The following is a 10,493-nucleotide window of genomic DNA, read 5'->3' on the forward strand; positions in this document are numbered from 1 at the left end:
ACCGTCGCCACAAGCCGATAGTCCTTTGACAGTTACCCTCTGTGTGACCTTGGTTGCCCTTTAATGTCGCCCCTTTTGCTGGACCAGCCGGGAGCGCGAGTGCTGTTAGCAGGCTCGAGCTCGCATAGGGACAACGCACGTCTCCCCAGCGTTCCCGCCGTCAAATCTGGCGTGCTCGGCTTGGCGAATGCCTTGACGCGGCATGCGGGTCTCCCGGCCAACCGTCTCACGGTCCTCCTGGACCCAGAGAGCCCACATGAGCTGGCGGAAGCCATCGCCCGTCTAGCTGAGCAGTCTGAGGAGCTGCTGGTGTTCGCCTATGCCGGCCACGGGCTCATTGGCGCCGACAACCAGTTGTATCTGGCAACCAGGGCCAGTGTCGATCTGATGCGCGGGGTGGCACGCAACCAGGCACTGCCGTACGCCGAAGTGCGGACGATCTTATCGTCAAGCCCCGCACCCCATGCTCTGGTACTGCTGGACTGCTGTTGGGCTGGCCGCGCCACGTCGTGGCCGGGATGTTACCTGTTGACCGCCACCAGCCGCGACGAGGTGGCCTGGGTGCCTCATGGGGACGAAAACCCGGCCTTCACCGGAGCCTTGATCGAACTGCTGACGGCGGGGGATCCGCAGGCTCCCCGCCTGCTGACCCTCGACGACGTACACCGCAGCCTCCGGCGGACTTTGGGTGCCAGGGATTTGCCCTTGCCGCGCCGCCAAGCCGCCGACGTCAGCGGCGGCCGTCCCCTGGCGATCAACGCCGCATATCGCGCCCCCGAGGGCCGTCCGTTCCCGGTCGACCGCGGCCCCGGTGACGACACCCAGGACTGCCCATACCGAGGCCTGGCCGCCTATGGCGTTGAGGACAACGTCTTCTTCTTCGGGCGTGACCACCTCGTTGATGTGCTCGTCTCGCGGGCTGCCGAGTCCGAGCGAGGGCCCCTCCTGGTGACGGGTCCTTCGGGTTCGGGGAAGTCATCCGTCCTGCGGGCAGGGCTCCTCGCGGCCTTCGCACCGCGGCCGTACATCGTCATGACACCGGGCTCGGATCCGCTCGGCACCTTCGAGCGTTGTCTGTCTGACTTCAACTCGACCAGGACGGCCAAAAGCCAGTCACTTCCTGCCGATCTGGTAATCGTGGTGGACCAGTTCGAGGAGCTGTTCGTGCTGTGCGAGCGGGAGAACCAACGCGAGGCGTTCATCGAGGCGTTGACCACGGCCGCGGAGCGCTATCTGGTCGTGCTGGGTCTGCGAGCCGATTTCTTCGGCCACTGCACTCCTTATCCCGCATTGGTCGCTGCGCTGGAGCATGCCGTCATCGTGCCTCCGCTGATGGCCGCACAACTGCGCGAGGTAATCGAGAAGCCAGCCGAGTTGGCAGGCCTGGCTTTGGACGACGGCCTAGCGGATCTGCTCCTAGAGGATGTGGGGACCGATACCAGCACCACGCCGCTTCCTCTGCTTTCGCACGCGCTGCTGGCCACCTGGCAACGCCGGGAGGGCCAGGTCCTCACCCTGGGCGGCTATCGGGCCGCCGGCGGCATCGCGCAGGCTCTGGCCCGTACAGCGGACTCCACCCTGCACGCCCTTTCCCCGACCGATCAGGAGGCGGCCCGTCGCATGCTGGTCCGTCTTGTCCATCTCGGCGAGGCGACCGACACCAGCCGCCGCACGGTTCCGCTCCTCGACGTGCTGTCCATCGCGGAGACCCCGGGAGCCGGAAACCCACGGGCCATCCTGGAGACGTTCACCAGGGCCCGCTTGTTGACGGTGGACGAGGACAGGGTTCAAATCATCCACGAAGCGCTGATCCGGGCGTGGCCACGGCTGCGCCTTTGGCTCGACACCGATCGTGCCGGGCTTCTCGTCGAACAGCACCTGACCGAGGCAGCGCTGAGGTGGGACCGAGGCGGCCGAGATCCCGGCGAGCTCTACCAGACCGGCCGCCTGGCGCTGGCCCGTTATCTGGCCGAACCGTCCCATCGGGCGAACCTCAGCCAGGTTGCGGCCGACTTCATCGATGCGAGCGTCGAGCACGAGGCGGCGCAGCAGCGTGCGGTGCGACTTCGGGTCCGCCGACGCAACATGCTCCTGGTGGTCCTCGCGACGCTGTTGCTGAGCACCGTGCTGGCCGGTGGGGTTGCCCTCTCTCAGTGGCGGTCGGCGGAGACGTCGCTGCGCCTAGCCGAGGAGCAGCGCGACATAGCAGTCGGTCGTGATTTCATGGCTCGCTCGGAGTTGCTGCGTGAGAGACAGGGCACAACGTCCCTGCGCCTCGGCGTCGCTGGGCTTGCGCTCGATCCGGACAACGAGGGTACCCGAGCGGGCCTGGCCTCAATGCTTTTCACGACGCCGCCGCATACCACCCTCGTCGAGGACGACGATAGCCGTGCGACCTCCTTCGTGCTCAGCGGCAACGGTGACTACGCCCTTTCCACCAGCGAGCACTACTTCGTGAGCCAAGACGGCGCCGGCACCTCCGCCGGCGTGCAAGGCACCGACGTGGTCCTCTGGGATCTCAAGGACCCCGCCGCTCCGCGGCAACGGGTACTCCTGCCCGGTGACAACAGCATCGACTACAGCGTGCGGCTCAGCGCGGACGGGCGCCGGGCGATGACTAGCAGCGTTCCCAGTGCGTTCAGCGGCACCCCACCTGCGGACCTCGTGGGAATTGTCGAGTTGTGGGACCTGACCGACCCGGACGTACCTCGCCGCTGGACGCTACCGCTGCCCAGGAACAAGGACGTCTCCTATGACGCGGTGCTCAGCGCCGACGGCCGCCGTGCCCTCATTCTGGAGGACAGCTTCGCCCGGACAGGTTGCATGACCAAGCGCGTGACTTATTGGGATCTGACCGACCCGGCCCATCCGCGATCCTCAGCTCTGCGCATGGGCCTTCGATCAGGGTGGGTGTATTCCGCTGAGGTCAGTGCCGACGGCCGGCGTGCGCTGGTGTCTGGCAGGATGTGCGGTTCTGACAACGCGGAAGAAACGGTCGCATTGTGGGATCTCTCCGATCTGGCCGCACCGCAATCCTGGCCTCTGTCGCTTCCCTCGCGAAAGGGAGACAGTTACGGATTGGCGCTTAGCGCCGACGGGCGCCGCGCCCTCATATCTTTTGACAATGTGGCCAAGAAGGCGGCTGGCGGTGTGAGTCTGTGGGATTTGGCTGTCCCCAGCGCACCGCGATCGTGGCCGCTGCCGTTGCCGAAGCGCAAGGGGGTCACCTTCGACACGGCCCTCAGCGCCAACGGGATGCGGGCGCTGGTAGGACCACCTCTGGATTCCACCAGGCAAACCCGGATCACCTCAGCAGAGAATGCGGTGACGGTCTGGGACATCACCGATCCCGGACTTCCTCGCCCGGACCGCTTGCCCCTTCCGGTAGGCGAGGAGATCGCGGCTTTCGAGATCAGCGGCGACGGCCAGCATGCGCTCATCGCCACGTCTAAGGGGGCCCTGGGCACCAGTTTCAGGGGCACCACCATGTTGTGGACGTTGCTCTACCGAACGACTCCAGAGGCAATACCCATCGCGGCGGGCACCGTGGTCAACGACGTGGCCCTCAGCGAGGACGGAAAGCGCGCCCTCGTAGCCGACTATTCGACATCGAGGAGTGGTGTGGTTGTCTGGGGGGCCAGCGCCGACTCCACGCCCAAGCCCACTGCCTTGCCCTTGCCCTCAAGCCCCGAGCGTCGTTACGCTGCAGCGCTCAGCGCCAACGGCAGGTACGGTCTTATTGCAGACAACGATCTGGCAAATGAACACTTGACCGGCAGCGTGTTCTTCTGGGACTTCGCCGGACCGGGTGAACCACGTTCCTGGAAAGTGCCAATCTCGGGCCGCAAGGGAACGGCATACGAGGTCGCGCTCAGCGCCGATGGCAGCCATGCCCTCGTGGCCGATCGAAGCGCCACCTACAGTCTTGACTTCCGCGGCACCGTAACGCTGTGGGACCTTAGAGACCCAAGCAAACCCAAATCTATGCCGCTCCCACTGCCCAGTCGGCCTGACACCACCTACGAGGTTGCGTTGAGCGAGGACGGCGGCCGTGCTCTGACTGCTGACCAAAGCAGCAGCAAATCGCTCAGCCGGAGCGGCGAGGTAACCGCTTGGGACTTCCGCGATTGGCGAGACGTGAAAGCGAAGACGCTGCCACTGCCAATGAAGAATGACACGACGTACAGCCTGGCGCTAAGTTCTGATGGCAGGCGTGCCATGACCGCTGGCCGTAGCAGCCAAGAGGGCGATTCCGATGAAGTCAACGTCGTCCAGGATCTACGTTATTGGGATCTCGCCGATTTCAGCGCTCCGCTATTCTACTCATTACCGATCGCCGCCGACACATACGCGTACGACCTGTCACTCAGCCGCGATGGAAGGCTTGCTTTGACTAATAAGGTAACGTACGTAACAGAGAAGATCGAGAAATTGACATTTACGTTACCGCACATGGCGGTGGTCTTTTGGGATATGTCGTCTCCAGAGAACCCCGTGGCCCACACCTGGGACCTGGCGTCCAAGAGGATAAGCCCCATCGCTTTCAGCGGCGACGGGCGGGTGGCCGCCACGAGCCTACGAAAAAACGAGCTGGTTCGCTGGGACCTGGGCTTCCTCAACGAGGTAGCTGATGATCCGGCGCGAGCGGCCTGCGCCATCGTCGCGCGCGGTCTCAATGCTCAGGAGTGGCGCGGCTTCGTCTCCGGATTCGGCCCCCCACACCGCGAAACCTGCCCGGGCTAGTCCTGTTTTCCGCGTGTGAGTGATCTTCAGCCGAGGTCTCGTGGGTCGGTGTGGAGGGGATCCAGGAGATGGAGTTGGAGGTCGGTAGGTTTGAGGTGGCTGGCCGGTGCCCGGGATGAGGCGGGCGGTGGCCAGGGCGTCGAGGATGAGTCGTCCTGGCGGTGGCCTCGGCCCTCATCAACCTGGCCTGGTATCTGGGGATCGTCCGGCTGGTCGGTGCAGCCGAGCGATTCTTCAAGCGGTCTGCCGTGCGCCGCTACCTGAAGTACATGTCAGGAACCCTTGTTGATCGGTCTGGCCGTCCGCCTCGCTCTGACGAGCAAGCCCAAGTGCGCGACCCTGTCCACGCCGGCAGCCTCCAGGATCGAAGACACTCTTAGACCCGCCCGCGAGCCACGCCCTCGCAGCGGCAATCCAGAGCCCGCCACGGATTCGGGCTCGGGTCCACCGCTTTGACGCAAGCTTGACCCGAGGCTTCCGGCCGCATCCCATTGCCGCAGGTCGAGAGGGCTTTTCGGGCGCGACGTCATGGGTCGCGCCTTCGCGCCTTCTGACGGGCGCATGCCCCGCTGCTCGGCGTTTTCGCAGGTCATCCATGGTTCCGGGGCGTGATCCGAGCTTGGCGTGAGCTTTGCCGTGCCCGATGTCTGATCATTTCCTGCCCGGGTGCTGCCCGATTCCTGCTCGGGCTCTCTGGCGACATGGCGACGTCCGAACCGAACACGCCTTTCGGGAGCGTCGCTATGTCTCACCCTTCGGTCCGCCTCACCACGGACGCCACCACCAACCTGTCCATGACCAGCCCGGCCGCCGACGGCACCGTTCTTGGTGGTGCGCCGACAACCCATCCGGCCTCGGCCGAAGCGTTGTCCGCCGTCGGTCTCGACGCGAACAACACGCAACCCAGCGAAGCATCCGACGACCTCGATGTCTGCCTGAGCCCGGGTGGGTCGCTGCCGCTGGATGTGGCCGAGCATGCCTTCAACCTGCTCATGCGCGGCCCGGCCCCGCTGTCGCTCAACGGCTCATCGCTCGGGCACGGGCTTCCAGCACGGCCGATCCCACTCAGCGAGCTGCGGGAGATGCTGCTGCACCCGTCCTGCTCGCGCGCCACCCGTGACCACGTGTGGCGGCACCTCATCGGCCAGGCCCGCAGCCACCGGGGGGCGTGGATGGTCTCCGCCGTCGCGTTGGCGATCCCGATGCTGCGCCGCCTCATCGGCGTGCTCGCCGACAAGACCCCGGCCGAGCGGATCGACCGCGAGGACCTGGAGGCCGAGGTCCTGACGGCCTACATGGAGGCTCTTGGCCGGGTGAATCTGGCGTGGTCACACCCGCTGCTGCGGCTGTCACGGCTGACCCACATCGCCGTCATCCGCGCCTACGCCGCCGACCAGCCCAGCCTGCTGGCCGACCCCGACCTCTGTGACCGCGCCGGCAGCGGCCAGCAGCCGCTCACCTACCCGGCCGGCCACCCTGACCTGCTCCTGGCCCGGGCCGTTGCCGAAGGGATCATCACCGAGCTGGAGGCGGAGATGATCGCCTTCACCCGGCTGGACGCTCTGCCGCTCAGCTCCTACTGCCGCAGCCGCGGTCTGCTCTACTGCACCGCGCTCAAGCGCCGCCAGCGCGCCGAAACCGCCCTCTACCAGGCGCTCCGGCACGGCGAGTTGTCCAGCGGCCTGTAGCGATCGCACCCGGGGCGGCGGCGAGCAGCCAGCAAAGATCGCGCAAAACCTGGCGGCCCCGATGTCCTAACTCGGCTCTTCAGCCAGGTCTTTTACCCGATGAGAAGGCAGCGCGGAGGGCGCCCGGGCCCGGCAGCCCGGGGCCCGTACCTGGTCACCGGTCCCTGTCACCCGGCCCAGCACACCAGCCCATCCCGCTGAAGGAGGACGCCCACCGGCCCCGCAGCCGGACCCGGCACCTCCGCGCCGCCCTCTCACCCACACCGCCCAACCGCATCCAGCACGACCCGTTCCGGAAGGCAGCACATGACATCCCGCCCACGCCGCACCCGCTCCTCATCCCAGGCCCACAGCCTCAAAGTCCTGCTCATCGCCCTGACGATCCTCGGCTGCATCGTCCTGGGCACCTTGCTCGAGTACGCCCTCGCCATCGCGGCCACCACCACTGCCGACGCCTCCGGACTCCTCCCAGCCTCCGGCCGGGTTCTGGCCGCGCCGGCCTCGCTGAACGCGGTGATCGACAACCTGCGCAACGTCATCGTCGGCCTGCTCGTCGCCCTCGCCACACTGTTCCTGACCGTGGGCGGGGTGCGCTACATCCTGGCCGGCGGCGACCCCGGCGAGGTCGAGTCGGCCAAGAAGACCCTGCGCTACGCCGCCCTCGGCTACGGCATCGCCGTGCTGGCCCCGCTGCTGGTCAGCGTCCTCAAAGGCATCGTCGGTTCCTCATGACTCGCCACCCACCATCTCGCCGGCGCAGGACGAGCACGCTGCTCACCACCACGATTCGCCGCATGGCGCAGATCCTCACGATCCTCGCCATCACGCTGACCGTCACGGCTGCCCTGGCCGCCGCGGAGCCGAGCCCTCCCGTCGTCCCCGCGCCAACCTCGAACCCGCAGCCCACACCGCCTGCCACACCCGCACCCACGCCGACCCCAACGGTGCCGACGGGGCCGATGCTGACGCCTCCGGTCCAGCCGATCCCGAGCACCGAGCCCACGGCTCCCCCCTCGAAGCCGAAGCCCGCACCGGAACCTGAGCGGGCCGGTGAAGGGGTGGAGTGTGGCTGGCTGGACTTCGGCTGCAAGCTCAACCGGGCGTTGAACGGCTGGTTCGGCCTCATCGTCACCGAGGCGATCCAGCCGACCTTCCAGACCGTTGGCACGCTGCTGCTGTCGACTCCGCCGCCGTCCATGGTGGCGCGGGTGCAGGAGCTGTCCGCACACGTACGGATGGTGGCCAACACGCTGCTGGCCTTGTTCGTGCTGGCCAGCGGCGTGATCGTGATGGCGTACGGCAGCGTGCAAACCTCCACCACCGCCGCCGAGGTCGCCCCCCGCGTGGTGGTGGCCGTGATCGCGCTCAACTTCTCGCTCACCGTCTGCCAGTACGCCATCGACCTGGCCAACGGCCTGGTCGCGGCGCTCCTTCAGGACGGGGTGGACGGGCGGCGGGCCGGCGACCTGATCGCCAACAAACTCGCCAACCCGGTCGGCCAGCTCCAGGCCCCGCAGATGTTCCTGATCTGGATGATCGGGCTCGCGGTGGTGATGGGCCTGATCCTGGCGTTCATCGCGATCGTGCGCATCGCGCTGCTGCTGTTCCTGATGATCGCGGCGCCGCTCGCGCTGCTGTGTCACGCGCTGCCGCAGACCGAGCACATCGCCCGGATGTGGTGGCGCGCCTTCACCGGCGTCCTGGCCATGCAGGTGCTCCAGGCGCTGGTGCTCATTCTGGCGTTCAAGGTGTACTTCACCGACTCCACCGACGCCTTCGCCACGCCGGTAAGCGATCTCGTGGGGGCGGCGGTCAAACCGGCGGTCATGCGCGCCATCGACACCCTGGTCCTGATCGGCCTGCTGTTCATCCTGATCAAGATCCCCGGCTGGGTCGCCCGCTCAGTCTGGCAGCCCGCCCAACCACAGCTGCTCAGCCGCCTGATCAAGAGCCTGATCCTCTACAAGACCCTCGGCCTGGCCAAAACCGCGCTCTCCAAGGGCGGCCGAACCGTACGCACCGCCACCAGGAAGGTTCCGGCCGCGCAGCGACGCCGCCGTCCACCCGGCGCCGCGGCCGGGGCACGGCGTGGCCCCGCCGGGCCCCGGCCGCGCGGCGGCCCACGCAGACCACAGCGGACCAGCGGCCCCACCACCACGGCAGGAGCACCACCGGTGAACACACCCAACCCATCCGCTCAACACGGCCCACAGCAGCTCCAACTGCCGCTCAACCTCCCGCCCACGCCGTCCCGCTCAAGATCGCAGCGGGCAGGATCCGCCGCTGCGCGGGGGCGTCAGCTGGCGTTGCCGTTCCCGGTCACCCGAGTGCCACGCCCACCCACACCACCCGCCCCGGCCACTCCGGCGGCGCCGACCGGCCGGTGGATCCGGCCGAAACCGCCCTGGGCGCAGCCGATGCTGCCCGGCATGCCCACCCGACCAGCCAGGCCACGGCAACTGCAACTCCGTCTTGACCCGCCGCCCGGCCGAACGCGCACGAGGAACGGCCAATGAACGAGCCAGAGCCGCTTGTGGCGCGCATTCCCGCCAATATCAACGCCCCGGACAAGATCGCCTACGGGCTGAACGTCCGCCAGCTCCTCATCATCACCTTGACCGGCGGCATCGCCGCCGCCCTCTACTACCTGTTCCATCACCTGCTGCCGATCATCATCCTGGCCGCCATCGTGCTGCCGCTCGTGGCGCTCGGCCTGTCGGTCGCGCTCGGGCGACGTGACGGACTCAGCCTGGACCGCTTCGCCCTGGCCGCCCTGCTCCACACCCGCGCCCACAAGAAACTGGTGTCCGCGCTTGACGGGGTGGTCGAGGCGCCGAGGTGGTGCCGGTTGCGGGGGAAACTGCCCGCCCCGCTGCGCCTGCCGGTACGGGCCATCCGCACCGACGGCGCCCTCGAACTCACCGGCGGAGGCGTCGCCGTCCTGGTGGAGACCAGCACCCTGTCCTTCCACCTGCGCACCGCCAGCGAACAGGCAGCCCTGGTCGGCGCGTTCGGCCGATGGCTGAACTCCCTGGACGCGCCGGTGCAGATCCTCGCCCGGACTCGCCCCGCCGACCTATCCGATCTGGTTGACACCGTCGAGCAGCAGGCAGAGGTGCTGCCGCACGCCGCGCTCGCCGCAGCCGCCCGCGAGCACGCCGGCTACCTGGCCGAGCTGAACAGCTCGCGCGAGCTGCTGATGCGGCAGGTGCTCGTCGTGCTCCGCGACCACCCCACCGCCAGCCGGGGCCGCCGCTCGGTACGCCGGGACGCCAGCGCCGCCGTCGTCCTGCGGCGAGCCGCGGAAGCCGAGCGGAGCCTGGCCGCGCTCGGTGTCGCCACCCGCCTGCTCGACGCCGACGCAGCCACCCAGGCGCTGGCCGAGTGTCTCGACCCGAGCGGCCGGCACCCGCTCGGCCAGGCCCTACCCGACGAACTGATCACCGCGACAACCGGGAGCACCACGTGAAACCACGCCGCCGTACCCGCGACCACGCATCCGGCACGCTGACCCATCCAGCCGCCGTCCAGGTCGGCGTCCGGACCCTCACCTTGCCCGGCGCCGTTTGTGCGTCATTCGCCGTAACCGGCTACCCGCGCGAGGTCGGCGCGGGATGGCTGGAACCGCTGCTCACCTACCCCGGCCATCTCGATGTGTCCCTGCACATCGAGCCGATCCCCCAGCAGGTGGCGGCCATGCGACTGCGCCGCCAGCTCGCCCGCCTGGAATCGGCCAGCCGCTCCGACGCCGCCCACGGCAGACTCGCCGACTTCGCCGCCGAGGCCGCCGCCGACGACGCCACCGACCTGGCCGACCAGCTCGCGCGAGGCCACGGCCGCCTGTTCAACGTCGGCCTCTACCTCACCATCAACGCCGCCACGGAACCCGAGCTGGCCGCCGAGGTGGAACGGGTCCGCGCACTGGCATCGTCGCTGCTGCTGGATGCGCAACCGGCGACGTTCCGCGCCCTGCAGGGGTGGACGAGCAGCCTGCCGCTCGGCGTCGACTCCCTCGATGCGACGCGGACGTTCGACACCACCGCGCTGGCGGCGGCCTTCCCC

6 protein-coding genes are annotated in these 10,493 nt (G+C 68.0%); all 6 read left to right on the forward strand.

The window, feature by feature from the left end:
- Positions 1-63 precede the first annotated feature (63 nt).
- Positions 64-4,743, forward strand: a complete 4,680-nt coding sequence (locus tag ACFPZ3_RS59970) for a caspase, EACC1-associated type (RefSeq protein ID WP_379523409.1) — start codon at positions 64-66, stop codon at positions 4,741-4,743.
- A gap of 743 nt (positions 4,744-5,486) precedes the next feature.
- The gene (locus ACFPZ3_RS59975) at positions 5,487-6,431 is read left to right on the forward strand and encodes a hypothetical protein (RefSeq protein WP_379523410.1); all 945 of its coding nucleotides are present in this window, start codon (positions 5,487-5,489) and stop codon (positions 6,429-6,431) included.
- 306 nt (positions 6,432-6,737) lie between these two features.
- Complete coding sequence (locus tag ACFPZ3_RS59980) at positions 6,738-7,163, forward strand: pilin (protein ID WP_379523411.1); 426 nt, start codon at positions 6,738-6,740, stop codon at positions 7,161-7,163.
- Positions 7,164-7,225: 62 nt separating this feature from the next.
- A complete protein-coding gene (locus ACFPZ3_RS59985) occupies positions 7,226-8,947 on the forward strand; it encodes a TrbL/VirB6 family protein (protein ID WP_379523412.1) in 1,722 nt (573 codons plus the stop codon).
- Entirely contained in the window at positions 8,944-9,900 is a 957-nt protein-coding gene (locus tag ACFPZ3_RS59990) for a PrgI family protein (RefSeq protein ID WP_379523413.1), read from the forward strand. Before ACFPZ3_RS59985 ends, ACFPZ3_RS59990 begins: the two co-directional genes overlap by 4 nt.
- A partial coding sequence (locus tag ACFPZ3_RS59995; RefSeq protein ID WP_465263606.1) for a TraC family protein occupies positions 9,897-10,493 on the forward strand: 597 nt, incomplete at its 3' end. The genes ACFPZ3_RS59990 and ACFPZ3_RS59995, both read left to right, overlap by 4 nt.

The organism is Nonomuraea insulae (assembly GCF_042656245.1).

What these genes read in the sequence shown, in the direction of transcription:
- ACFPZ3_RS59975 (WP_379523410.1), top strand. Translation starts at nt 5,487, where the DNA reads ATGTCTCACCCTTCGGTCCGCCTCACCACGGACGCCACCACCAACCTG.
- ACFPZ3_RS59990 (WP_379523413.1), top strand. Translation starts at nt 8,944, where the DNA reads ATGAACGAGCCAGAGCCGCTTGTGGCGCGCATTCCCGCCAATATCAAC.
- ACFPZ3_RS59970 (WP_379523409.1), top strand. Translation starts at nt 64, where the DNA reads ATGTCGCCCCTTTTGCTGGACCAGCCGGGAGCGCGAGTGCTGTTAGCA.
- ACFPZ3_RS59985 (WP_379523412.1), top strand. Translation starts at nt 7,226, where the DNA reads ATGGCGCAGATCCTCACGATCCTCGCCATCACGCTGACCGTCACGGCT.
- ACFPZ3_RS59980 (WP_379523411.1), top strand. Translation starts at nt 6,738, where the DNA reads ATGACATCCCGCCCACGCCGCACCCGCTCCTCATCCCAGGCCCACAGC.